This window comes from Helicobacter pylori, assembly GCF_030323545.1.
Classification (GTDB): Bacteria; Campylobacterota; Campylobacteria; order Campylobacterales; family Helicobacteraceae; genus Helicobacter; species Helicobacter pylori_CO.
This window is the reverse complement of the sequence record NZ_CP122954.1, coordinates 871,482-898,175: the sequence shown is the minus strand read 5'-3', so window position 1 is coordinate 898,175 and position 26,694 is coordinate 871,482. Positions and strand designations below refer to the sequence as shown.

17 protein-coding genes are annotated in these 26,694 nt (G+C 40.2%); 8 read left to right on the top strand and 9 right to left on the bottom strand.

From position 1 onward, the window contains the following. Window positions 1-51: 51 nt before the first annotated feature. Entirely contained in the window at window positions 52-1,050 is a 999-nt protein-coding gene (gap, locus tag QAP06_RS04220; RefSeq protein WP_286464957.1) for a type I glyceraldehyde-3-phosphate dehydrogenase, read from the bottom strand. 143 nt (window positions 1,051-1,193) lie between these two features. On the opposite strand from gap, the gene QAP06_RS04215 reads away from it, so the two are divergent. The 5 genes from QAP06_RS04215 (at window position 1,194) to hofG (ending at window position 10,143) form a co-directional block, all read left to right on the top strand. Then, complete coding sequence (locus QAP06_RS04215) at window positions 1,194-1,886, top strand: Bax inhibitor-1/YccA family protein (protein WP_286464955.1); 693 nt, start codon at window positions 1,194-1,196, stop codon at window positions 1,884-1,886. A gap of 98 nt (window positions 1,887-1,984) precedes the next feature. Then, window positions 1,985-5,242, top strand: a complete 3,258-nt coding sequence (gene carB, locus QAP06_RS04210; RefSeq protein WP_286464954.1) for a carbamoyl-phosphate synthase large subunit — start codon at window positions 1,985-1,987, stop codon at window positions 5,240-5,242. A gap of 4 nt (window positions 5,243-5,246) precedes the next feature. Beyond that, window positions 5,247-5,678: an L-threonylcarbamoyladenylate synthase gene (locus QAP06_RS04205; protein WP_120848804.1), complete on the top strand. Its 432-nt coding sequence runs from the start codon at window positions 5,247-5,249 to the stop codon at window positions 5,676-5,678. Window positions 5,679-5,937: 259 nt separating this feature from the next. After that, window positions 5,938-8,379, top strand: coding sequence for a TonB-dependent receptor domain-containing protein (locus QAP06_RS04200; protein WP_286464949.1), 2,442 nt, complete (start codon window positions 5,938-5,940; stop codon window positions 8,377-8,379). Window positions 8,380-8,598: 219 nt separating this feature from the next. Continuing rightward, a complete protein-coding gene (gene hofG / locus QAP06_RS04195; RefSeq protein WP_286464947.1) occupies window positions 8,599-10,143 on the top strand; it encodes an outer membrane beta-barrel protein HofG in 1,545 nt (514 codons plus the stop codon). A gap of 803 nt (window positions 10,144-10,946) precedes the next feature. Here hofG and alpB read toward each other — a convergent pair. The 8 genes from alpB to fliK all read right to left on the bottom strand — a co-directional run bounded on the left by alpB (window position 10,947) and on the right by fliK (window position 23,175). After that, window positions 10,947-12,539 carry a Hop family adhesin AlpB gene (alpB, locus tag QAP06_RS04190; RefSeq protein ID WP_286464945.1) on the bottom strand — a complete coding sequence of 531 codons (1,593 nt, stop codon included), beginning with the start codon at window positions 12,537-12,539 and terminating at the stop codon, window positions 10,947-10,949. Between the two features lie 21 nt (window positions 12,540-12,560). Next, complete coding sequence (alpA, locus tag QAP06_RS04185; RefSeq protein ID WP_286464943.1) at window positions 12,561-14,111, bottom strand: Hop family adhesin AlpA; 1,551 nt, start codon at window positions 14,109-14,111, stop codon at window positions 12,561-12,563. Window positions 14,112-14,930: 819 nt separating this feature from the next. Then, complete coding sequence (locus QAP06_RS04180; RefSeq protein WP_286464940.1) at window positions 14,931-16,958, bottom strand: ATP-dependent helicase; 2,028 nt, start codon at window positions 16,956-16,958, stop codon at window positions 14,931-14,933. Beyond that, a complete protein-coding gene (locus QAP06_RS04175; protein ID WP_286464938.1) occupies window positions 16,952-18,112 on the bottom strand; it encodes a class I SAM-dependent methyltransferase in 1,161 nt (386 codons plus the stop codon). Before QAP06_RS04175 ends, QAP06_RS04180 begins: the two co-directional genes overlap by 7 nt. Next, the gene (locus QAP06_RS04170; RefSeq protein WP_286464936.1) at window positions 18,081-18,716 is read right to left on the bottom strand and encodes a restriction endonuclease; all 636 of its coding nucleotides are present in this window, start codon (window positions 18,714-18,716) and stop codon (window positions 18,081-18,083) included. Before QAP06_RS04170 ends, QAP06_RS04175 begins: the two co-directional genes overlap by 32 nt. A gap of 51 nt (window positions 18,717-18,767) precedes the next feature. Then, the gene (locus QAP06_RS04165) at window positions 18,768-20,585 is read right to left on the bottom strand and encodes a flagellar hook protein FlgE (protein WP_140484535.1); all 1,818 of its coding nucleotides are present in this window, start codon (window positions 20,583-20,585) and stop codon (window positions 18,768-18,770) included. Then, window positions 20,582-21,556 (bottom strand): flagellar hook assembly protein FlgD, encoded by a 975-nt coding sequence (gene flgD / locus QAP06_RS04160; protein ID WP_140472985.1) that lies wholly within the window; start codon window positions 21,554-21,556, stop codon window positions 20,582-20,584. The genes QAP06_RS04165 and flgD overlap by 4 nt, the downstream gene beginning before the upstream one ends. Window positions 21,557-21,606: 50 nt before the next feature. Next, window positions 21,607-23,175 carry a flagellar hook-length control protein FliK gene (fliK, locus tag QAP06_RS04155; RefSeq protein ID WP_286464930.1) on the bottom strand — a complete coding sequence of 523 codons (1,569 nt, stop codon included), beginning with the start codon at window positions 23,173-23,175 and terminating at the stop codon, window positions 21,607-21,609. Between the two features lie 222 nt (window positions 23,176-23,397). Here fliK and pta point away from each other — a divergent pair, with 222 nt between their 5' ends. From pta to QAP06_RS04140, 3 genes are read left to right on the top strand one after another with little or no spacing between them, the layout of a single operon-like run. After that, window positions 23,398-24,966 carry a phosphate acetyltransferase gene (pta, locus tag QAP06_RS04150; protein ID WP_286467478.1) on the top strand — a complete coding sequence of 523 codons (1,569 nt, stop codon included), beginning with the start codon at window positions 23,398-23,400 and terminating at the stop codon, window positions 24,964-24,966. 17 nt (window positions 24,967-24,983) lie between these two features. Next, window positions 24,984-26,189 (top strand): acetate kinase, encoded by a 1,206-nt coding sequence (locus tag QAP06_RS04145; protein ID WP_140517211.1) that lies wholly within the window; start codon window positions 24,984-24,986, stop codon window positions 26,187-26,189. A 10-nt stretch (window positions 26,190-26,199) separates the two neighbouring features. Beyond that, window positions 26,200-26,499 (top strand): cupin domain-containing protein, encoded by a 300-nt coding sequence (locus tag QAP06_RS04140; RefSeq protein ID WP_286464927.1) that lies wholly within the window; start codon window positions 26,200-26,202, stop codon window positions 26,497-26,499. Window positions 26,500-26,694: the final 195 nt, after the last annotated feature.

The following is a 26,694-nucleotide window of genomic DNA, read 5'->3' as shown; positions in this document are numbered from 1 at the left end:
CACACTATACAACTTGATGTTAAACAAACTCAAAAAGATTCGCAAAATGACTTAATAATGATACACAAATTGCGCCATATCCACCAAACGATGAGAATACCCCCATTCGTTATCATACCACCCCATGATTTTGACCATATTCTCTAGCGTGAAAGTCAAATCAGGCGCGATTATGACGCTACTAGGGTTAGAAATGAAATCAGAACTCACCCTTTCTTTTAAATCTATCTCTAACACGCCTTTTAAACCCCCTTTGGAAGCTTCAACCAATAAATCATTGATTGGCTCTTTGAGAGTCTTTTTTTCTAAAAACAAACTCAAATCTATCATGGACACATCAAGGCTAGGCACCCTCACGCTATGCCCATGCATTTTGTTTTTGAGATTGGGTAAAACTTTATGCAAGGCCAGAGCGGCTTTAGTGGTGGTAGGGATAATGTTACTTGCGGCCGCTCTTGAGCGCCGTTTATCCAAAGGGTGGGCTAAATCAATGAGTTTTTGATCGCTCGTATAGCTATGAATAGTCGTTAGCATGCCCTCTTTAATATTAAAAGCTTTATCTAAAATAGCGCAAATGGGCGCGATAGCGTTGGTCGTGCAAGAGGCGTTAGAAACAATGGCTTGGTTTTGATAGAGAGAATGATTGACCCCATACACTAAAGTAGGGTATTGTTTTTCATCGTATTCGCCCATAAAGGGAGCGGATAACAGAACCTTTTTAGCCCCAAGCAAAAGATAATTTTCCAGCGTTTTAGGCTCTAAAAACTTCCCTGAACACTCTATGATAACATCCACGCCTTTCAAGTCTTTGATGCTATTAAAAACAGGGATTTCTAACGAGCCGATAATAAGCTTATGATTAGAATAATGTGCCTCTTTATTGAGCAGACCATGCACGCTGTCATGCTCTAAAAGATAAGCGAGAATTTCCCAATTAGCAGGGTCATTGATGCCTATCACTTCTAAGTTGGGGTTTGTATCGCTACGCTCTAAAATCGCTCTTAAAACGCATCTCCCAATGCGGCCAAATCCATTGATAAAAATTTTCATCGTAACTATTATCCTATTTTCAGACTTCAATTTCAATTTTAGGGGGTTTTGTTTGGTATTTTACTACATTTTGCGCTATTATATTGAACCTAGCTATAGGGTTAATTAAATTATTGATTGAGTTGAAATTCAAGGAGTAAAACATGGCATTGTATGACAGAGCTAATTCTCATAATGCGTATGCAGAAAATTCTTTATCGCATGAAAGCGAGCTGGTGGGTTTTGTTAAAACGACTTACAAGTTCTTTGCAGGCAGTTTGTTACTAGCGACTATCGGGGCGTTATTAGGTTTGATGAACTTTCAAGCCGTAGTGCAGTATAAATGGGTGTTTTTTATCGCTGAAATTGCGGTGCTTTTTGGTTTGATGTTTTCTAAATCCAAACCCGGATTGAATCTATTCATGCTGTTTGCCTTCACTTCATTATCAGGGGTTACTTTGGTGCCTTTGTTAGGTATGGTGATTGCAAAAGCTGGTTTAGGAGCGATTTGGCAAGCTTTAGGCATGACAACTATTGTTTTTGGTTTGATGAGCGTGTATGCCCTTAAAACGAAAAACGACTTAGCGAATATGGGTAAAATGCTCTTTATCGCTTTGATTGTGGTGGTGGTGTGTTCGCTCATTAACTTGTTTTTGGGTAGCCCCATGTTCCAGGTTGTCATTGCGGGAGCGAGTGCGATTTTATTCAGTCTTTACATCGCTTATGACACCCAAAACATCGTTAAAGGCATGTATGATAGCCCCATTGATGCGGCGGTGAGCTTGTATTTAGACTTTTTGAATGTCTTCATTTCCATCTTGCAAATCATTGGTATTTTTTCAGACAGAGACAAATAGTTTGAAAACATAGGAGGGGACGCCACGCAAAAACCTAATAAAAAATACTTTAAAATATTGATAACGCTTCGTTGATATTCTTTCTTTAAGGATTGGTTATGCCTAAACGCACCGATATTTCCAACATTCTACTGATAGGATCAGGCCCTATTGTGATCGGACAAGCTTGCGAATTTGACTACTCAGGGACTCAAAGTTGTAAAACCTTAAAATCTTTAGGTTATAGAGTGATCTTAATCAATTCTAACCCGGCCACCGTGATGACTGATCCTGAATTTTCTCATCAAACTTATATCCAACCCATCACCCCAGAAAATATCGCCGCTATCATCAAAAAGGAAAAGATTGACGCTATTTTACCAACAATGGGCGGGCAAACCGCTTTGAATGCAGTCATGCAAATGCACCAAAAGGGCATGTTAGAAGGCGTGGAGCTTTTAGGGGCTAAGATTGAAGCGATTAAAAAAGGCGAAGACAGGCAGGCTTTCAAAGAAGCGATGTTAAAAATCGGGATGGATTTGCCTAAAGGGCGTTACGCTTATAGCGAGTTAGAAGCCCTAGAAGCCATTAATGAAATTGGCTTTCCAGCCATTATCAGAGCGAGTTTCACGCTGGCTGGGGGAGGGAGTGGGGTTGCTTATAATATTGAAGAGTTTCAAGAATTGGCTAAAAACGCCCTAGACGCTTCGCCCATTAATGAAATTTTGATTGAAGAGTCCTTATTGGGGTGGAAAGAATACGAAATGGAGGTCATACGAGACAGCAAGGATAATTGCATCATTGTGTGCTGTATTGAAAATATTGATCCCATGGGCGTTCATACCGGTGATAGCATCACCATCGCTCCAAGCCTCACCTTAACCGATAAAGAATACCAACGCATGCGTGATGCGAGCTTTGCGATTTTGAGAGAAATTGGCGTGGATACGGGCGGGAGTAATGTGCAATTTGCGATCCACCCAGAGACTTTAAGAATGGTTGTGATTGAAATGAACCCACGAGTGAGTCGCAGCTCAGCACTAGCTTCAAAAGCGACCGGGTTTCCCATTGCAAAAGTCGCTACCATGCTTGCGGTGGGTTTTAGCTTAGATGAAATTAAAAACGATATTACCAACACTCCGGCGAGTTTTGAGCCTAGTTTGGATTATATCGTGGTGAAAATCCCTCGCTTTGCGTTTGAAAAATTTGCCGGTGTTTCTAGCACTTTAGGGACTTCTATGAAAAGCATTGGCGAAGTGATGGCGATAGGGGGGAATTTCTTAGAAGCCTTACAAAAAGCGTTATGCTCTTTGGAAAACAATTGGCTAGGGTTTGAATCGTTAAGCAAAGATTTAGAGATGATAAAAAAGGAAATCCGCCGGCCGAATTTCAAGCGCTTGCTCTATATCGCTGATGCGTTCAGGCTTGGTGTTTGTGTTGATGAAGTGTTTGAATTATGCCAGATTGACAGGTGGTTTTTATCTCAAATCCAAAAGCTAATCAAGGCAGAAGAAGGCATCAATTCTAGCGTTTTAACGGGCGCCAAAAAATTAAGAGGGCTTAAAAGTTTAGGCTTTAGCGATGCTAGGATTGCCGCTAAAATCAAAGAAAATGACAATTTAGAGGTGAGTCCTTTTGAAGTGGAATTAGCCAGAATGCATTTACAAATCGCGCCCCATTTTGAAGAAGTGGACACTTGCGCGGCTGAGTTTTTATCGCTCACGCCTTATTTGTATTCCACCTATGCCCCCAACCCTTTGCCCCCCATTGAAAACAAACAAGAAAAACAAGAAAAGAAAATCCTAATCATAGGCTCTGGGCCTAACCGCATCGGTCAAGGCATTGAATTTGATTATTGTTGCGTGCATGCGAGCTTTGCTTTGAAAGATTTAAACATTAAAAGCGTCATGCTCAATTGCAATCCAGAAACTGTAAGCACGGATTATGATACCAGCGATACGCTCTATTTTGAACCCATTCATTTTGAGTGCGTGAAGAGCATCATTCAAAGGGAGCGAGTGGATGGCATTATCGTGCATTTTGGGGGACAAACCCCTTTAAAACTCGCTAAAGATTTAGCGAAGATGCAAGCCCCCATTATTGGCACGCCTTTTAAGGTGATTGATATTGCTGAAGATAGAGAAAAATTTTCCCTCTTTTTAAAAGAGCTTGACATTAAGCAGCCTGAAAACGGCATGGCTAAAAGCGTTGATGAAGCTTATAGCATTGCTAATGTGATTGGTTTCCCTATCATTGTGCGCCCTAGTTATGTGCTAGGCGGCCAACACATGCAAATTTTAGAAAATATTGAAGAACTGCACCATTATTTAGAAAGCGTTACGCATGCTTTAGAGATTAGCCCTAAAAATCCGCTCCTCATTGATAAGTTTTTAGAAAAAGCGGTGGAATTAGATGTTGATGCCATTTGCGATAAAAAAGAGGTCTATATTGCCGGCATTTTACAGCATATTGAAGAAGCCGGAATCCATTCAGGCGATTCGGCGTGCTTTATCCCTTCCACTTTAAGGGCTGAAATTTTAGATGAAATTGAGCGAGTGAGCGCGAAAATCGCTCTGCATTTAGGCGTAGTGGGGCTATTGAATATCCAATTTGCTGTTTATGAAAATTCGCTGTATTTGATTGAGGTCAATCCCAGAGCCAGCAGAACCGTGCCTTTTTTGAGTAAGGCTTTAGGCGTTCCTTTAGCCAAAGTAGCGACTAGGGTTATGGTGTTAGAAGATTTGAAAGAAGCCTTGAAGTTTTATGATAAAAAAAATATCGTAGAATATTCTAAAGGCGTTTATAAGCCTAAAATGCCCCATTTTGTGGCTTTAAAAGAAGCGGTTTTCCCTTTTAATAAACTTTATGGATCGGATTTGATTTTAGGGCCTGAGATGAAAAGCACCGGCGAAGTGATGGGGATTGCTAAATCTTTAGGGCTTGCATTTTTCAAGGCACAAACGGCTTGCTTTAACCCCATTAAAAACAAGGGGCTTATTTTTGTCTCTATTAAAGATAAGGATAAAGAAGAAGCATGCGTTTTAATGAAGCGATTGGTTGAATTGGGTTTTGAATTGTGCGCCACAGAAGGCACGCATAAAGCTTTGGAAAAAGCTGGGGTGAAGTCTTTAAAGGTGCTTAAAATTTCTGAGGGCCGCCCTAATATCATGGATTTAATGATGAATGGGGAAATCAGCATGGCTATCAACACCAGTGATCACAAATCTCAAGATGACGCCAAACTCATCCGCGCTTCTGTGCTTAAAAACCATGTGAGTTATTTCACGACTTTAAGCGCGATAGAAGTCTTACTTTTAGCGTTAGAAGAAAGCTCTCAAAAAGACGAGTTGTTAGCCTTACAAGATTATTTGAAGTAATTTGATGGCGTTAGTGTATCTCGTTCAAAGCGATACCACTATAGGGCTGCTTTCTAAAGACAGCGAAAAGCTCAACGCCTTAAAAAATCGCCCTAAAAACCAAAGCGTTTTAATAGAAAGCGCTGATTTTAGCACCCTAAAAAGCCTGGTGCGCGCACCCAACGCTTTTAAAAACCTCATCAGAAGAAGCGCTAAAACCACTTTTATTTACCCTAACTCTAAGGCCGTTCGTGTAATTAGGGGCAGGCATGGGGATTTTTTAAAGCGTTTTAAAACGCTCTATAGTACCTCAGCCAACCTCACCCAATGCGCTTATGATAAAGAAATCGCTTCCAATCTCGCTGATGTCATTGTGAGCGATGAAAGGGGTTTGTTTGAAAGCGCTAGTTCTAAAATATTCAAACTCTATAAAGATAAAAAAGTGAGAGTAAGATAAAAAAGATAAATAAAAGAGCTTGATTTTAATCAAGCGATAATCTCTTGAAAAAAGCGGTCTTCTTGGGTTAGGGGGTTTCTTAAGGGGGTTAAGGGGGACATTATCGCAAAATGCCCCCCTATCCCCTTAAGGAAATGAGTTTTTATATCATAAAATAAAGTAACCGAGAAAAATCTTTCTCTAAAAATAATACTTTTTTAGTTATAATAACAATTTTGTTTTTTCAAAAACAATAATTATAATATTTAGGATTTTAAGAATGAATGACAAGCGTTTTAGGAAGTATTGGAGTTTTTCTATTTTTTTGTCCTTATTAGGCATGTTTGAATTGGAGGCTAAAGAAGAAGAAAAAGAAGAAAGAAAGACAGAAAGAAAAAAAGATAAAAAAAAGAACGCCCAACACACTCTAGGCAAAGTTACCACTCAAGCGGCTAAAATCTTTAATTACAACAACCAGACAACCATTTCAAGTAAGGAATTAGAAAGAAGGCAAGCCAACCAGATCAGCGACATGTTTAGAAGAAACCCTAATATCAATGTGGGCGGTGGCACGGTTATAGCGCAAAAAATTTATGTGCGCGGTATTGAAGACAGATTGGCTAGGGTTACGGTGGATGGCGCGGCGCAAATGGGCGCAAGCTATGGGCATCAAGGCAATACGATTATTGACCCTGGAATGCTCAAAAGCGTGGTGGTTACTAAGGGAGCGGCTCAAGCGAGCGCGGGGCCTATGGCTTTGATTGGTGCGATTAAAATGGAGACTAGAAGCGCGAGCGATTTTATCCCTAAAGGTAAAGACTACGCCATAAGTGGGGCTGCCACTTTTTTAACCAACTTTGGGGATCGAGAAACCGTGATGGGCGCTTATCGTAACCATCATTTTGATATTCTTTTATATTACACGCATCAAAATATTTTTTATTATCGTGATGGGGATAATGCTACAAAGGATCTCTTTAGACCTAAAGCGGATAATAAAGTTACAGGAAGTCCTAGCGAGCAAAATAATGTGATGGCTAAGATCAATGGTTATTTGAGCGAAAGGGATACCTTAACGCTCAGTTATAACATGACCAGAGATAACGCTAATCGCCCTTTAAGAGCGAATTTTACAGGCACTTTTTTACCCTATTCTTGCGGTGATTTTAACGCTTTCCCTAACGAGAAAAACCCTAGCGATTGCTTGTTTGAAAATGACGCTAGTTTGTTTAAAACTTATAGCGTCAATTTAGTGCATAACGTGAGTTTGAATTATGAAAGAGAAGGGGGGAGTCGTTTTGGTGATCCTAAATTAAAAATCAATGGTTATACAAGTATTAGGAATGTCCAAATTGATCCGCTTTTTAAGCCTAACGATATAGCGGCTAGTGTTCCTTTCACCCCAAACCCAAAACGTGGCGAAGAGAATGAATGCGTGACGCAAGGGGGTATTTATAACGCTGTTAAACAAACTTGCTCCATCACTTTTAAAAGCCTTGGAGGGGGTTCTGTGGTGGCTAATAAAAATTTATTCATCATCAATTCCGGGTTCAATGCGAATGTGATCCACACCATAGACCATAAGAATGACAATCTTTTGGAATACGGGTTGAATTACCAAAACTTAACCACTTTTGATAAAGCGATCCCTAATAGCGAATTAGTCAAACCCGGCGATGCCCCTGATGCATGCTTAAGGGTTATGGGTCCCAATGATCCCAACATGAATGGGCGCTGCCAACGAAATGGCGCTACTGCGAATGTGGTTGGGGTGTATGCGCAAGCGAATTACACCTTGCACCCTATGGTAACTTTAGGGGCAGGGACTCGTTATGATGTCTATACTTTAGTGGATAAAGACTGGCAATTGCACATAACCCAAGGGTTTAGCCCTAGCGCGGCTTTAAATGTCTCGCCTTTAGAAAATTTGAATTTCAGGCTTTCTTACGCGTATGTAACCAGAGGCCCTATGCCTGGAGGTTTGGTGTGGATGCGTCAAGATAATTTGCGCTATAACCGCAATTTAAAGCCAGAAATTGGGCAAAATGTGGAATTTAACACCGAATACAGCAGTCAGTATTTTGATTTCAGAGCCGCCGGTTTTGTCCAATTGATTTCTAATTACATCAACCAATTTTCTTCAACGCTTTTTGTAACCAACTTGCCCGCACAAGATATTATTTATGTGCCTGGTTATGAAGTTTCAGGGACGGCTAAATACAAGGGCTTTTCTTTGGGCTTGAGCGTGGCGCGATCATGGCCTTCTTTAAAGGGGCGTTTGATCGCTGATGTGTATGAATTGGCTGCCACGACAGGCAATGTGTTTATTTTAACGGCAAGTTATACAATCCCACGCACCGGTCTTAGCATCACTTGGCTTTCACGCTTTGTTACCGATCTAAATTATTGCTCTTATAGCCCTTATCGTAACGGCCCTACGGATATTGACAGACGGCCTAGCAATTGCCCTAAAACGCCCGGGATTTTTTATGTGCATAAACCCGGCTATGGGGTGAGCAGTTTTTTTATCACTTACAAGCCCACTTATAAAAAACTTGAAGGGTTGAGCCTGAACACTGTGTTTAACAATGTTTTCAACCAACAATATATTGATCAAGCAAGCCCGGTGATGAGCCCTGATGAACCCAATCAAGACAAATACGCAAGGGGCATGGCAGAGCCTGGCTTTAACGCTAGATTTGAAATTTCTTATAAGTTTTAATATGGGTAGCGGATCTAATCAACAATAAAACATTCTTTAGAAGTAACAAATATATGATTTTAATCCTTTAATTTTAAACCAATTGACAATGAATGGTTATTTTTTGTAAAATAGGGTTGTGGATTTTAATTAATATTTTAACTTCATGCCATTTTTTTTTTTGATTATAATTATAATCTCAACAAAAAAGATCATACAATTAAAATTAGGGAGAGTTTAATGAGGCAAGAAAAGTATTTTTTGACTTCTTCTTTATCGCTTTTATCGTTTTTATTATGTCCTGTAGAAGCTTTTGATTATCGGTTTAGTGGTCGTGTGGAGAACTTTTCTAAGATTGGTTTTAACAATTCTCAAATCAATACTAAAAAAGGGATTTATCCTACTGAAAGTTTTATAGATATTGTAACTTTAGCGCAAGTCAAAGTCAATTTACTCCCTAAAGGCACCGAAAACCATAGGCTCTCTGTTTCTTTGGGTGGGGCGATTGCAGCCATTCCTTATGATAAGACTAAGTATGATATTAACCAAGCTAACGGGAAGATTTTTGGCTCAATTGTAGAGAATTTCATTGGGGGCTATCATGGATACTTTTTCAATAAGTATCTTGGCCCTGCTTATGCGGGGACTTCTCAATCAGCGAGCTATCATGCAAGGCCTTATGTGGTGGATACCGCTTTTTTAAAATACGATTACAAAGATGTTTTTGGGTTTAAGGCGGGGCGTTATGAAGCGAATATTGATTTTATGAGCGGTTCGAATCAAGGGTGGGAAGTGTATTATCAGCCCTATAAGACTGAAACGCAAAGGTTAAGGTTTTGGTGGTGGAGTTCTTTTGGGAGAGGTTTAGCGTTCAACTCTTGGATTTATGAGTTTTTTGCGACAGTGCCTTATTTGAAAAAGGGAGGCAATCCTAATAACAGCAACGATTTCATCAATTATGGCTGGCATGGGATCACCACGACTTATTCTTATAAAGGTTTAGACGCTCAATTTTTTTATTATTTTGCGCCTAAGACTTATAACGCTCCTGGTTTTAAGCTAGTTTATGACACGAATAGGAATTTTGAAAATGTCGGCTTTCGTTCTCAAAGCATGATCATGACGACCTTTCCTTTATATTATAGGGGGTGGTATAACCCAGAGACAAACACTTATAGTTTGGAAGACAGCACGCCCCATGGCTCGTTATTAGGGAGAAATGGCGTTACTTTAAATATCCGCCAGGTTTTTTGGTGGGATAATTTCAACTGGTCCATTGGCTTTTATAACACCTTTGGCAATTCAGACGCTTTTTTAGGCTCTCACACGATGCCAAGGGGTAATAACACTTCCTATATCGCTAATGAAATCTCAGTAACGACCAGGCATGCCGGAATGATCGGCTATGATTTTTGGGATAATACGGCTTATGATGGGCTGGCTGATGCGATCACTAACGCTAACACTTTCACTTTTTACACTTCTGTTGGAGGGATCCATAAGCGTTTTGCATGGCATGTTTTTGGGCGTGTCTCTCATGCGAATAAAAATGCGTTAGGGCAAGTGGGAAGGGCTAATGAATACTCCTTGCAATTCAATGCGAGCTACGCGTTCACTGAATCGGTTCTTCTTAACTTTAGGATCACTTATTATGGGGCTAGGATCAATAAAGGGTATCAAGCAGGGTATTTTGGAGCGCCCAAATTCAATAACCCGGATGGCGATTTTAGCGCTAATTACCAAGACAGAAGTTACATGATGACCAATCTCACGCTGAAGTTTTGATTCCCAATCAAACCGCAGCAAGTTATAAAAACACTCCAAGGCATTTTTTAAAATCTGAGTATAAAAGATTTTGCGCAAAGCTAGTTTTGTGAAGTGCCCAAACGCTAAATACGATTGGGCTTCCTGATGTTGGGGGAGAGTTTGGTTCTCGCTTTGTGTCCCTAATGGATTTTACAGAGTTTGATCTCCAACGCATTCCCTCTACAGCTTTCGCGCATCATATCTCCGGCGTAACTTTGCACGCTTCCTTGCACTAGATGCAAATGTATGGGGGTATTATAACAAATTAGCGGCATTCACCCCAAACACTAAAGATGTTTAGGATTTCTGCTTGGGGGTTTTAAAAGCGGTTTTCTTGGGTTAGGGGGATTTAGTTTTGGGGGGGTTTCAAAATACTTCCTATCCCCTTAAAAAACGAGTTTTACCATAAAATTTAGAACCACAAAACAAAGTTTTAAACCACAGAAATTCTAAATATCTTTAGCGTTTGATCACCTTTAGCATTAAAGCCGTTCTTGGGGGATCATCTCAATATTTGACAACATTTGATAAATATTTTGGGTTGTTTTTCTAAGTATAAAAATTTTGAAGCGCTAAAGCTTTTTAAAAGTTTTTAATAAAGCGTTTTTTAAAATCTCAATAAGCCTTGAGCGTTAAGCTTTTTGTGAATACTAGCTTTTAATCAAGTGTTCTTGGGGGGTTAATCCCAATTATTTAACTATTGGATAAGGATATTTTGGGTTTGTTTTTAAAATGGGGGTTAAAGGGGTTTGTTCAAAGCCTATAAAAGGCCTTGAGCTTTTTTAGAAAGCGTAGCCATAGACCCAATACACGCTATAAGGGCGGAAGTATTTCACTTCAGCACCGCCAGCTTTATAATAAGTGTTATAAATCGTAGGGATTTGCACACCGATTTCTATAGAATGCTGGTTATGGCTTTTCAAGTCTTTTTTCAAGATACCAAAGTTCATGCGTAACCCCACATCAAACAAGAATTGGAATTTTGTCGCTGTAGGTCTGCTCGCAAGCTGAGGGCTATTTCTTAGCGTGCTGATGTAAGTATCCCCTGCGAGTTGGATCCCCCCAAAGAAGCCCGCATTAAGACTTCGGCTGCCAAAAGAGCGGCTAAACACATTGTAAAGCACATCAGTCCCCACCCCATAAGTGAGCAAATTGACTTGATTGTAAGTAGGGCCATTACCCACGCCAGCACCATTATAGCTGAAGAAGCCGTAGTAGCGTAAGCCCACATTCTTGTTTTCTCCAAAGAATTGCTTATAACCGATTTTAGTGATAAACCCGTTAAACGCATTCACTTGAGAGCTGTTACCGGCAGCGAAATTCCCAAGCCATGGGTTAGCTTTAAGCTCGTTATTCAAAGCGGCAACTTTAGCCAAAGTGTTTGTGGTGTTGTTTAATAGTTGGGTGGAGCGCGCTTGATCAATATTCCCGCCATAGCTCACTTGATAGCCTGTTGAATTGCTGATGTTAGCGTTGTTGGCTAGCGTTAAAGCGTTTTGAGAAGTATTGACAATATTTTGCACCAAGCTAGTGAATTCCTTAGCGCTCAAATCATTCCCAGCGTTAGCGGAGTTGAAAACATGCTGCACTAAAGCGGCGTCCAAAAACGCTGCGGCAGCCCCGCTATCACCGCTTGGCCCCATAGTGACTGAAGCTTGCTTTAGGATATAAGCGATTTGTTGAGCGGTAACACCATTCCCATGAGCTTGATTGGTGTTGTTTTGAAAAATCCCACCCGCTTGGTTATTGGCGTTTAAGAACGAGTTCATGTAAGTCAAATAAACGCTAGCGGTGTTAAGCTCACTGAGCTGGTTGGAGAGATTAGCGCTCGTGGTGTTGTTGTTGCCTTGAAAGATATTCTTGTTGATGTTTTGATTCAAAGTTTTGATAGAGCTAACCATTTCTTTATAAAGACTCAGGTTGCCTTTGAAACAAGGGCCACTGCTAGTAGCAGTGGCAGCAGTGGTCGCACTACCACTACTACCACTATTAGTAGCACCACATTGTGTGATATGGGTAGTGTTCAAAGTGGGATACAAATCAATCAAATTGCCTAATTGGTTCATAAAGAGGTTGCCCAAAGTCCCAGCGACATTGCCTCCTGTGCCTGCAATATTGATATTGGTGTTGTTTGTCGTGTTAGAGTTTAACAAGCCGGCTAATTCTTCGGCTTTGATTTTACCCGGGTTTTTCACTTGTTGGACCACCTGACCTAATTCATACCCAAAGGTCATAAAGCCCCCATCTTCTTCAGCGCCCACTGGATTGAAGCTCAAGCTTAACGCTAGGCTTAAAGGGGCTAAGAATCTTACTTTTTGAGATTGTGTCATTAAATTTTCCTTAATCATTTTGAATGGCTTTAAATTTTGTTTCATGTTTGTCTCTTCCCCCCTTTCTTAGAATGAATACCCATAAGACCAATAAACGCTATAAGGACGGAAATACTTCACGGTAGTCCCTGCGGATTTGTAATAAGTGTTATAAATCGTAGGCACCACTACGCCAAATTCCACCGTGTGCTGGTTGTGGCGGTTGGATTTCCCGTCCAACTTACCGAAGTTCATTCGCATACCGAAGTCAAAGAGGAACTGGAAGTGCGTGTTATTGATTTTGCCATGCAATTTCACATTGGGATCATCTCTGAGCGTGGATTGGAAGGTCTCACCGGCTAATTGGATACCGCTAAAAAAGCCCATATCCACAGAGCGGTTTTGATAGGAGCGGCTAAAGATATTATACAACACATCAGTCCCCACCCCATAAGTGTATAACCCTACATTATTTTGAGTGGATCTAAAGCCCACGCTCGCTCCGTTATAAGAAAAGAAACCATAATAGCGCAAACCGATATTCCTTTTCTTCCCGAAGAACTGCTTATAGCCCACTTTGGTGTAAAACCCGTTTAAAATGTTCGTTGAACGGCTGTTCCCGGCTCTGAATTGGGGCAAGTAAGGCATGCTTTTCACCTGATTGTTGAGCGCAGTGATTTTATCCAAAGTTACTTGCGCGTTATAAAGAGCGTTAGGGAGCTGATTGGCGCGCCCTTGCACAGCATTAGCTTGGTTGCTATTTATCCCAGCGCTATTAACCGCGCTCCCGCTAATGGTGTTTTTAGTGAGCTCGTTATAAACCAATTGAGATTGATCAATAATGCCTTGCACCAAACCTGTAAAAGCGGCTGAATTGAATTCCTTATTCCCAATGTTGGCGGCTACGGCAGAGTTGAAAGCTTCTAGGAGCAATTCATCTTGCTTGAGCAAGTTGGCTGCGTTATTGAGAATAGTTTGTTGGCCTTGAAGGTATTGGATAGCTTGTTGGGAGTAAGTTTGACCATTTTGACCAGTCGCACCACTAGCATTACTACCACTTCCATTCTTAGTCTCTAAAGCCTTATTCATCGCATTAAAAAACACATTCGCTGCATTCAAGTAGGTGAGCTGTTGTTGCATGTTGGGGAAATTGGTGTTCGTGCCGTAGTTAGTCTGACTGCCGATCGTGCTTAAAATCCTGTCAGTCAAGCTAGGGAGCCAGTAATAGCCCGCAGCGGTGCAAGCACTTTGGGTGGTAAGAGAGTTGCCACCAGCCGTCCCTGCAGCCGCACAAGTCCCACTGCCTACCGCACCCCCTAAAAGAGCGTTCGCAGACACATCGTTACTATTGAGTTTCTCTGGATACGCCCCTAAAAGCGAATAAAGGTATTGGGAGAAAGCGTTACTCAACGCCCCTGCGACATTGCCTCCGGTGTTGTTGTTTAAAATGTTGTTCGTTACATCAGCGTTAAGCTCTCTGGCGAGTTCGTCGCTTTTAGCGCCGCCTGGGTTTTGGACATCTTGCATGACTTGCCCGAGCTGATAACCGACGGTGAAAAACCCTCCATCATCTTCGGCATAACTTATACTAGCACAAAGGGCTAGACTAAGAAACAGCGTTCTATTTTTCTTTATCATGATTTTCCTTATCAATGGGATGCTCCTTGATTGAGTTTAAATTTGGGATTTAAGTTACATCAGGGCTTATGATATGGTATTACCATACAAATTGTTAGATGTAATTGATAGTATTTTCACATAATGAAAATTAAACTAACCTTAAAAATCCCCTTAAAACCCCCTTATCAAGGAAATAAAGTTACAACAACCAGAGCGCTTTTTACAAAAAAAAAAAAAACGGGATTTCATAGGGGGATTAGCCTTAAATTTTTGGGGGTTTTAAAAACGCTTTTGGGCATTTCTAAGTTTTTTAAACTATAATCACGCTAACGCAAATAGTCATTTTAAGTTATCTCTTTTGTTGTGAAAATTTGGAGCATGTTAGGGTTTGGGGTGATAGTGGGTGGTTACCCCGAAAGGAGATAACCAACTATGAAATTACTATTGGTAATCATAGTTTTAATGGTCCTCACAACGCCATTATACTAAAATTTTGGCTCTAGCGCAAGCTAGAGTTTAAAATCTATGATTGCTAGCGTTTTTTTGTATCCCACAAAATCCCACTATAATACTCAAATGATATGACATGGTAGTGTTCTAGTGTTAAGCGGATTTGGAGCAATTAGTTTTGAACTAATGGGTTGGGAGATTGCAGTGGGTGGCACTCCGTTAGGAGGCACTACCATGAAAGTCATTTTTATAGCGATAGTTTTAGTGGTAATCTTAACACAGCCACTTTATTAAAAACAAGCTCTTAAGAGTTCCTAGCTCTTAGGGGCTTAACTATCGCTGTAATCATATCATTTTCTGCTTAAACAAACAATACAAAAATCAATTTTATTTTAAATCGGGTTTCAAAAGCCCCGCTTCATACAAAAACACCGAAGGCTTATGCTCTTTAGGTTTGGCGTTTTCTCTCAATTCGTTTTTCGCATAAGAAAGCCATAAATTTTCCTTAGCCCTTGTGATAGCGACATAAAAAAGCCGCCGCTCTTCTTCAATGCCCCCACCGGTATTCATGAGCTTGTGGTTAGGGAAACGACCCTCCATTAAATCTATAATATAAACATCTTTAAATTCTAAGCCTTTAGAAGCATGCACGCTCAATAGATTCACGCCACAGCCTTGCGTGGCTTCACTAGATCCTATTAAAGTGCCGTTTAAAAAACGCCCTAAATTTTGGTAATTTTTCGCCAAAGAACTCAGCAAGTCCATTTTTTCATTGAAGCGTTTTTGCACCTGGAGTTTTTTAAACTCATTATAAGAGCCGTCCTTATTTTTGGATCGCTCTTTTAAAAGGCGTGTTTTAAAGGTTTGAAAAAACGCGCTTTCTAAAATGTGTTGGATTAAAGCACTAGGGGAATGGGTAGGGGCTTTGGTATAAAGAATGAAAAAATCGCTAAGCATTTTAGCCCCATTGAGTGAGATTTTAGGGTGCATCAACACCGGGTGCGAATGAAACGCTTTATCTATCACGCTGTTAAACCTTGAGCTGTTTTCTAGGGCAAAAATTTCTTCAAAAAGCCCCATAGAGGTGATTTCTTTTTTCTTCGTGTAAATTTTGGCTTCTTTATCAGGCTGGATTAAAGCCAATTTGAGATCGCCATTGCCTAAAAGCATTAAGGCCTCATGAATGTCTTTAGCGGTGTTAGAGCCAATATCGCTGATATAGCTTAAAACGTGAATGGCTGCCATAATGTCTTTAGGGTTAAAGATGAGCGCGCAAATATCTAACGCTAACGCCACTTCTTTGGATTCAAAAAAGCTCGCGCTCCCTTTTCTTTTGCTTGGCACATTGTGGGATCTTAAAGCGGCTTCTAATTGATCCGCGCTCGCGTTATTCCTAAAAATCACTGCCACTTCTTTAAAATTCTTTCGCATGACAATGCGTTTAGCGATGTCTTGGCATTGCGCGATATTGTCGTTGTAATTTAAAAGCGTGGGTTTATTGAATTTCCCTGATTTCACCACTTCTAAATTTTTAGGGTAAATGCGCTCGTTGCACTGTATCACTTGATTAGCGAGATCCAAAATCTCTTTAGAAGAGCGGTAGTTTTTAGTGAGCGTGAAAACCTGGGCGTTTTTGTATTTTTGGGTGAAATTAGAAATGATAGAAATATCCGCCCCATTAAAAGCGTAAATGCTCTGATCGTAATCGCCCACACAAAACAAACTGGGAGGGTTGATAGCGTCTAAAATGGATTCTTGTAAGGGGTTAGTGTCTTGAAACTCATCGCAAAGCACTTCTTTATAAGGGCTAGGTCTTTCTAGCATCGCTTGTTTAAATAGCAGCAGTAAGTCGTTATAGTCAATATAATTATGCTTTTTTTTAGTGTTTTCAAATTCGTCTAAAATGTTTTCATAAAAGGCGGCGTATGGTGTGTGTTCAGGGTTTTTATGAGAAAGCCATGTACTAAAATCTTCTTGTTTTAGAGCGTTGGTGTAAAGAGAATAGAGGGCGTAGAGATGCTGCGGAGTGTAGGGCTTTTTATCGTCATCTATGGCGTTTTTGGTATCCACAATGCTTTCTAAAAGTTTTTTCAATTCTTTAGGTTGCTTTAGGCTTAAATTGGGGTAATGCTCTTTTAAATAGCGATACGCCACCGCATGGAAAGTGCCCGCTTCAATTTTTGAGCTTGATTTAAAATATTTAGCCACCCTAGCGATCATTTCATTACTCGCTTTATTGGTGAAAGTCAAAAGCAAGATTTCTTCAGGCTTGATGCCGTTATCAAGCAGGTATAAAATGCGCCCCACAATCGTAGAAGTCTTTCCTGTGCCGGCGCTTGCAATCACTAAATTATACCCTTTCAAAGCTGAAGCCGCTTTTTTTTGCTCAGGGTTTAATGGCAAAGTTTCTAACAAGTTTTACCCTCATTTAAAAAGTTTTTAGGCAAAAGTGCGTTTTCTAAAGAGCGTTGCGAAAACAAAAAACGCCCATCGCACACAAAGCCCAATTCTTGCCAGTTGATAGCGTTGAGTTTGTCGCAGAGATTTTGTAAGTCTAGGTTTTGGTTATAAGGGAATAGCGCTAAAATAGAGCCGTCATAATTAGGGCATTGGTGGATGAAAAAGGGGTTTTTTTGGCGCGTTTTGGTGTTGACATAAATGCGTTTTTTAGGGGATATGTGATGCATTCTACCCCATTTGTACCAGTTATTTTCATTGAATTTTTTAATCTTTCTTTGCATCAAGCTATCTTTATGCTGGAGTAAATAATCATTAGGCTCATTGACAAAAACCATTTTTTCTAAAACATGGGTTCTTTTCGTGATTGAAGTGACAAATTCTAAATTCCCGTATTTTTCATTTTTAAAAATCTTATCGCACCCGCTCACTGCCCCCACCTTAACCTTAAAAACCTCGCTTAATTTTTGCGTGTAAGATTGGTTGAGGAAATACAAAATGCCTTTTTTGCACAAAAATTGCAAACCATCGTTGGTGATTCTACTGAAATCACCCTTACAAAAACGAAAAATCACGCAATTAGGCATGGCGTTTGGGAAAATTTTTTGATCGCCTAATTCAAAAAAATGCGTTATCGTGCCTTCTTTGTAAATCCATTCGTTTAATTTCACGCTAGAAGTGGATTTTAAAAAATCCCTTGGGGTGATGAAAATCAATTCGCCTTTAGGTTTTAAATGCTTGATCGCTTTTTCTATGAAAAACAAGTATAGATTACTCCTTTCATCAAAAAGGCTGTAATGGAGTTTTTCTTTAGTGCTTGGCGCAATATCCTTGTGCTTGACATAGGGCGGGTTGCCGATAATGGTGTCAAATTGGTTTTCTAAAGGGTAGTCAAAAAAGTCCATGCAAAGGGCATTTTTAGGGTAGATTTTAGGATCGATTTCAATCCCTACAGCCTTTTTTAAGCGCTTTAAAAAACTCCCATCGCCCGCGCTTGGCTCTAAAACACTCCCATGATTGTGTTTGAGAGTGAGCATGAAATCCACTATCTTTTTAGGGGTGAAAACCTGCCCTAAAGTTTTAATATCTAATTGATGCAAAAAACCCTCCAAAAAATTCTTTGAATGCTAAATAAATATTAGCTATTAACTTAACACTTTCAGCTAAAGCGCTTAAGATGGAGTTTTTACTTCCATCAAAATCTCTTTGAATGATTTCTCTGTTGTTATCCCACTTGCATTGGAAGGGCAAGTTATTGCCATTTGGCTGAAGAGTTTGAATGCCTTTTAAGGAATTGATAAAAATATCTTTAGGATCGTTTTTGTTGATAATTAAAAAATAATAGTCCCTATCGGTGTTTTTGCCTAAGTCTTTATGCAGTTTTTGAAAGTATTTTTCCCATGCAATTTCGTTATTGAAAGTCGGCAATAAGCCACACAACGCATAATAAATCCCTAATTTACAATTAAGATTGTCAGCGGTTTTTGTGGTGGTGATTTTAATATTGACAGGATAAAAAATATCGTTTTCTTTAAAACTAAAATCCCACCACTCTCTGGCTTTTGGCAGTTGGATAGGAAAAAAATGTTTGATGGCGTTTAAAATTTCTTCTTCATTGACCGATGAATTTAAGCGTCCATCCTGTAAGGGTTGAGACAAATTATAAGGGTTTGTTTTTAAAAATTTTGCAATTTCATTAAGCTGTGTGGGTATCATTAAATATCCTTATTAAAAAGGATATTTTACCACACTCCTTATTTTAGTCCTTTATTTTTTCAAACTAATAGCTTCTTTAATCATGTCATCGCCCGCGCCAAAGGCTCTAGCGTTCATAGAATAGCCTCTTTGCATTAAAATGAGATTGGTTAGGGCGTTCCCGGCATTCACATTGCTCGTTTCTAAATATTTATGCCTGATTTTCCCAAACTTGAGCTTGCCCTCTTCGTCCCACCCTAAAATGGGGTTACCGCTTAGGGGTCTGTTTTCGCCATTAATGGTGCCTTCTTGCATTTCATAGAGGTTACCGCCGATTTTTCTCAAGCCTTGATCGTTAGTGAAAGCTAAAATACCGATGCGAGCGACCGGCTCTACCACCCCATTACTAAAGGCTAGAGAAATCACGCCATTTTCTTCAATGCGCATGTCTCTAAAAATGCCCCTAGGCTTGCCGTCTTGACTCGCTTCTAGGAGTTTGGAGTCTTGGTAAGACAAATCGCTAGAATCATGGTTTTCGCTTTTATCTAAAGAGTAGGTGAGTTTATTGCCTTTAAAATCCAAAGTCATGGGGGCGGATTTCATTTTGTGCGTGGCTGAATCAAAGCCGACAATTTCCCAAGTAGGATCATTGATAGGGGTTTTGTTTTTGGGATCTGCGATGTAGCTTTTCACTTCCCAAGTTTGGTTTTTCCTTTTACTCGTGGGGCTTGATGTGGGATCGTTAGAATTGGTCATGTAATATTCGCTTTGGAGCAAGTATTTATCCCCGGCTTTATCATAAATATCCACTTCTGTGCTGTAATAAGGGATTTTGATCGCTACTGAATCCCTGCTAATGCCCTTTTTTAGTTCCATTCCGTCCGCTTTCAAGCCCAATTTATCCGCAATGCCCCCACTCAAGCTAAAGGTGATAGGCGTTTGGCTAGGATTAGCGATCTCTAATAAAAGGGGTGGGCTTTTGGCGTCTTTTTCGCTTTTGATGAGGTTTAAGTCTAGCCCGGTTTTTTCTTTAAAGAGTTTTTGCAAATCGCCTAAAGTTTTGAATTGGTTTTCGCCTTTTTCAGCGTCCCCATAAGTGAAAACCAAATCCTCTTTTTTGCCATTCTCTTTTTGGATACTGATGTTTAATTTACGATTGGTGATTGCATCTATTGGCTCGTTATCGTCATTCGCTAAAGCGTTAATATCCTGGTTTAAAAAACGCTCTTTAATAATCTCGCCCTTGTCGTTTAAGAAAAAATCTTGTGCGCCTTTTAAATGGTCTTTAGGGTTTAGATTCACGCTAATACCCACTTTCGTGCTAAGCACGGGCTGGTAAGTCAAATCTTGGGGGATTTGTAAGGGCGAAAGGGTGTTGCCATGCAATTTTTCAATGTCTTCATCTCTGGCGGTGGAATTGAGCGTGCCGTCTTTGATTTTTTTCAAATCAATGCCATAGACATAATAGCCCTCAGGGGTTACTAAATAGCCATCAGCGTCCCTGGCGAAATTGCCGGCGCGCGTGAGAAAATTATCCTGTTTTTTGCTAAAGCCGTCTTTATTAATGGTCATTTCCCCATTTTTATTGGGCCCTATCACAAACCAGCCCTTGCCTTGATACGCCATGTGGAATTCCCCCTCGCTTGGCATGTATTCCCCGTCTTTATTAGAAAGGACATTGCCTGATCCTGTAACGCCGTAATTTCGGTCATTAGCCACAACGGATTTGGCGTTCAAAGCGTCTAAATGCGAAGAAAATAGGGTCTTAAACTCCGGATCATTGGAGCGATAGCCTAAAGTATTGACATTGGCGATATTGTTTGAAAGGCTATCAATGCCAAACTGGTGGGTCTTAATCCCGCTATAAGCGTTTAATAAGGTGTCGTTCATGCTGTCTCTTTAGGGGGGGTTTGGGGCTTTTGATCAGAGAGTTTTTGATCAAGCGGTTTTTGATCAAGCGACTTTTGTTCAGAGAGCTTTTGAGGTTTTTGATCAGAGAGCTTTTGATCAAGGGGTTTTTGTTCGAGCGGCTTTTGATCAAGGGGTTTTTGATCCGGTTTATAAAACTCTATCGCGCTGTCTATGGGTAAAACCATTTCGCCCATTCTTAGCATGGGCTTGCCTTTATCAAAAATCACGCTTTCCACTTCGCCCCTACCGATGCGCGTTTGCAAATACTGCTTGCTTTGGGAGTCTAAATTGTATTCAGCCTTGATTTTATAATTGCCTTTAGGGACTTTTTCGCCCTTTTCGTTCAAGCCGTCCCATTCAAAATTGATATACCCCTTTTGCCCGTTATAATCTTTTAAAGGAATCGTTTTGACTAATTCATTGTTTTCATTCAGGATTTGAATCGCTGGCACTCCTTTAGAAGCGTCAATTTTTTCATCAAAAAAGAGCGAAAAAGAAAGCTTATTGTTGCCATCAAAATTCGCCCCGCTCACATCGGTTTCAGCGATTTTACCTATCATGCTCACAGAATTGAGCGCGCTCACTTCCCTTAAAGCATTATTAGCCTTTAGGCTATCGTCCATGCCTTTATTAAGGTTTTCCATGGTGTCTTTTAAAGCGCCTTGAAAGTCTTTTAAAGACTCGTTAGTTTCTTTATTGGATTTCATCGCGCTGGCGACTTCTTGCATGGTTTTTTTGTTTTCTTCTTGCATTTCCACTTGCGTGAGCTGTGCGGTTTGGGTGATGATCTTATCCGTTTCCATAGGAGCGGTAGGGTCTTGATTTTTCAATTGCTCTAAAAAGAGTTTCATGAAAGCGTTTTTATCCAACCCGTTAGCGATTGTGGGCTGCTCTTTTTTCCTTTCTTGTGCGGCTTTAGCTCCTGTAACTTCTGCTAAATCAATGGCCATGATCTCTTCCTTATTAAAGATGTCCTATTATAGAGCAAACTTGCTTAAAATCACGCATAAAGAGTGATTTGCATGCTCGTTTCTTTGTTTTCATTATCCGTATTTTCTTGGTAGCTTTTTAGGGCGTTTTCTTTTAAGGGGGTTGATTCCTGCTCTTTGAATGGCTCTCTTAGTTGCTCTTTGGGTTGTTCTTTAGAAGAATCTTGCGAAAAGCTCAAATCCACCCCTTCAAAGCCTAAAGCGTTCAGGCTGTTTTTGAGATCTTGTTGGTTGTCTAAAAAGGTTTGCAAGCTGTTGTTGTGAGAAATCACGCTCACTTTAAGGTTTTTACCCACTTTTTGAATGGTTACTTCAACCTTGCCCAATTCCTTAGGGAATAAATCCATAGAGATCCTGCTCATGGGGGGTTTGTATTCTTGGATTTCTTGCTTTAATTGTTGGGTGAAATGCTTGATCGTTTCTTTAGGGACAACGCTTTTATTCTCGCTTGTCTTATCGCTGGCTTGGGCGTTTTGCGCGCTTTGAGCGCTGTTAGTGGATTCTTTAGTTTTTTCTTTATTTTCGCTTATTTCTTTAGTTTTTTCTTCTTTTTCTAGGGGCGTTGGAGCGTTATCATTAGGGGGGTTAGTTCCTATTAAAGGCATTAAAGGGGGCGTTTTAAGAGGGATTTTAGGGGCATTTTCTGGCGTTGTGCTTGGGGTTGTAATTTGGGATTTAGCGTGAATAGGGGTTTTTTCTGGCTTTTTTTTAGAAAGCGTTTTATCCCTTTTAATGGCGTTCATTTGTAAAGCTTCCTTTAAAGGGGGCGTTTTTTTTTCGTTATTAGGGGGGGTTGCGTGTTCTTTATTGTGCGATTCTTTTTTTTCTAAGGATTGCAAAACGCTAGAAAGGTTGGCGGTGTTTTTAGAGTCCTTTGCAAGGGTGTGGTTAATGGGTGTTTGCGTTGTTTTTAAAGCAAGCTGATCGCTTGCATTTAAGGGGGTTTCTTTTTTTTCTAACGGAGCACTTACTTGAATGTTACTAGCGTTTAAGTCATGTTTTTGGCTGAGCGTTTGGATGTCTTTAAGGGTTTTTGGATCTTTAGCGTTATGGGTTGGGGCTGTGGGGTTTTTGATAGCGTGGTTAGCGTGGTTAGTGGGGGTTAGTGGGTTTTTATTGGTTAAGTTGGTTTGATGAGCGCTAGAAGCAACTCCATTAGGCTTTTTTTCATTCTTGTTTAAAGTTTCGTTAGGGGTTTTTGGGTTAGTTTCATGCATCTTGTGCGTTTCATGTTGAGCTTCATGCGAGGCGGTGGTTTTTTTGTGGTTGAGCAAATCTCTTAAGGTAGGGGCTTGTTGGTCTTTGGCGAGATTTTGAGCGTGTTGGTGGTGTGAGGTAGGGGTTTTTTCAAGCTCTTTAGCGTCCTCTTTAGCGTCTTTGGGCGAGGTTTTTAAAGCGCTAGGATTTTCTTTAGGGGCGGTTTTGTCTTTAGAGATCTTTTGGTTTAAGATCTTACTGAAATCCTTTGATGCACTTTTAGGGGCGTTTTTGGTGTCTTTAACTTCGTTTTTCGCTCCGCTATTTAAAGCGTTTGCGTTGGCGCTTGCGTTGGTGTGAATGGGATTAATAGGAGATGGCATATTTTATCCTTTTAAAACAACTCTTTTATTTTACATGGTGGGAATTAAGCAAAAAGAGTTCCTTGACTCTGTTTTTTAATCAGCTACCGCTTGACTGGCGTTAAGCTCTTTTATCATTGTGTAGTAAAAATGCTAAAAGCATTTTACAAAATCATGGTTTCGTTTAGGTTTAATTAAATTTTGCTACAATTAAATAAAAACGATAATTTACGGAGTTTTGGCATGCAAGGTTTCATGCGAAGTTTATGGATTTACCCAGAGGATACAGAAGTTTTAGGGGTTGCTTGCAAGAGCCTTTTAAAAGTGCTAAAGCCACGCTATCAAAAAATCGCATTGTTTTCGCCCATTGATGGGGGGTGTGAGGGCTTTTTGGGGTGCTATGGCTTGAACCCTTTAGAATTTCATAGCGCCATAGACAAACAAAAGGCTTTAGAGCTTGTGAGTGCTGCTCAAGAAGAGTTACTATTTGAAACAATTCTCAAACGCTACGATGAATTACAAACCACGCATGACTTTGTCATTAATTTAGGGTATGCACCGAAGTTTTTCTTAAACGCTCTTTTAGATTTAAACACCACTTTAGCCAAGCATTTAAACGCTCCTATTGTGGCTGTCGCGCAAACGAGTTTAGAATATTTGAAAGCCATGCATTCTCACATTCTCAAAAAAGAAGTCCCTTTCGCTGTAGGGTTATTTGTGGGCGAAATGCTTGAAAAACCACATTTTTTAAGCGCGTCTCTTTGCAAGCAACAATGCGAATTAGAAGCGGATCTGATAGAAAGCGTGTTGCAAACAAAAAGCAAGATTATTACCCCTTTAGCCTTTCAAATGAGTTTGGAAAAAAAGGCTAAAAAACAGATTAAAAAAGTGGTTTTACCCGAGAGCGAAGATGAAAGGATTTTAAAAGCCGTGCATCGTTTGAACGCTATGGGTGCGGTAGGATTGATTTTATTAGGCGATAAAGAAGCCATTAATTCGCAAGCGAAAAATTTGAACTTGAATTTAGAAAATGTGGAAATCATTGATCCCAACACTTCTCATTATAGAGAAGAATTCGCTAACAATTTGTATGAATTGCGAAAATCAAAGGGCTTGAGTGAGCAAGAAGCTAATCAATTAGCGCTGGATAAGACTTATTTTGCGACCATGCTCGTGCATTTAGGCTACGCGCATGCGATGGTTTCTGGGGTGAATCACACCACGGCTGAGACCATTAGACCCGCTTTACAAATTATTAAAACTAAGCCCGGCGTGAGCTTGGTTTCAAGCGTGTTTTTAATGTGCTTAGACACTCAAGTGCTAGTCTTTGGGGATTGCGCGATTATCCCTAACCCTAGCCCTAAAGAATTAGCTGAGATCGCTATCACTTCCGCGCAAAGCGCTAAACAATTCAATATCGTGCCTAAAGTGGCCTTGCTTTCTTATGCGACAGGCGATTCCGCTCAAGGCGAAATGATAGACAAAATCAACGAAGCTGTAACAATCGCTCAGCGTTTAGATCCGCAATTAGAAATTGATGGCCCTTTACAATTTGACGCTTCCATTGATAAAAGCGTAGCGAAGAAAAAAATGCCTAACAGCCAAGTGGCCGGGCAAGCTAGCGTTTTTATTTTCCCGGATTTAAACGCTGGGAATATCGCTTATAAAGCGGTGCAACGAAGCGCTAAAGCCGTGGCGATAGGGCCCATCTTACAAGGTTTGAACAAGCCCATTAATGATTTGAGTAGGGGCGCTTTAGTGGAAGATATTATTAACACCGTTTTGATTAGCGCCATTCAAGCGCAAGATTAATTCACTAGGAGGAATTGATGGAAATTTTAGTGTTGAATCTGGGCAGTTCGTCTATTAAGTTTAAATTGTTTGACATGCAAGAAAACAAGCCCTTAGCGAGCGGTTTAGCCGAAAAAATCGGCGAAGAAATAGGGCAGTTGAAAATCAAATCGCATTTACACCATAACGATCAAGAGCTTAAAGAAAAGCTTGTGATTAAAGATCATGCGAGCGGGCTTTTAATGATTCGTGAGAGTTTAACGAAAATGGGGATCATCAAAGATTTTAATCAAATTGACGCTATAGGGCATCGTGTGGTTCAAGGGGGGGATAAATTCCATGCCCCAGTCTTAGTCAATGAATTAGTCATGCAAGAAATTGGCAAGCTTTCTATTTTAGCCCCCTTACACAACCCGGCGAATTTAGCCGGTATTGAGTTTGTTCAAAAAGCGCACCCCCATATCCCTCAAATCGCTGTTTTTGACACCGCATTCCATGCCACTATGCCTAATTACGCTTACATGTATGCTTTACCTTATGAATTGTATGAAAAGTATCAAATCCGCCGTTATGGTTTCCATGGGACTTCACACCATTATGTGGCTAAAGAAGCGGCGAAGTTTTTGAATATTCCTTATGAGGAATTTAACGCTATCAGTTTGCATTTAGGGAACGGCTCAAGTGCAGCAGCCATTCAAAAGGGTAAAAGCGTGGACACTTCTATGGGGCTAACCCCTTTAGAAGGCTTGATCATGGGCACAAGGTGTGGGGATATTGATCCTACCGTGGTGGAATACATCGCGCAATGCGCTAATAAAAGTTTAGAAGAAGTGATGAAAATTTTAAACCATGAAAGCGGCTTGAAAGGCATTTGTGGGGATAATGACGCCAGAAACATAGAAGCCAGAAAAGAAAAAGGCGATAAGCAAGCCAAGCTCGCTTTTGAAATGTGCGCTTATCGCATTAAAAAGGATGTTGGGGCTTACATGGCAGTCTTAAAAAAAGTGGATGCAATTATCTTTACTGGGGGGATGGGGGAAAATTACCCCGCTTTAAGAGAGAGCGTGTGTGAAGGATTAGAAGATTTAGGGATCGCTTTATGTAAGCCCACCAACGACAATCCGGGTAACGGATTAGTGGATTTGAGCCAGCCTGATTCTAAAGTTAAGGTTTTACGAATCCCTACTGATGAAGAGCTAGAAATCGCTTTACAAGCGAAAGAAATAGTAGAAAAATTAAAATAAAGGTTGTTTGATGAGAGTAATTAATTTTTTAGAGGGCGTTCATTTTGAAAAACTCCACATTGAAGTGCTGAGTGAAAATTCTTCCAATAAGGAAATCCGCATTTGCATGCCCAAAGGAGCGATCCTAGACAAACACAAGGCCCCGGGAGCTATCAGCGTGCAGGTTTTAGAGGGCAAAATCATTTTTGAGGTAGAAAATGAAACAATAGAAATGCCAAAAGGGGCGTTAATCAGCCTAGAAGCCCAAGTTTTGCATCGTTTGGACGCTTTAGAAAATAGCGTTATAAGGCTATCTTTAAGTAAAAAATAAGGAAAATGAAATGATGAAAGTTGTTTTTATGAATACTTGGTATTTGCTTTTAACCATAATTTTATTAATCATCATCTGGAGGATTATTAGATTAGTGCTAAAGAATAAAGACGACAGCAACGAAAGGGGTTAAATTAGGCGGATTTTTTTGATTTAAAAAAATAGCCCAAAAGATAAAAAAAGCCGCTAGATCAT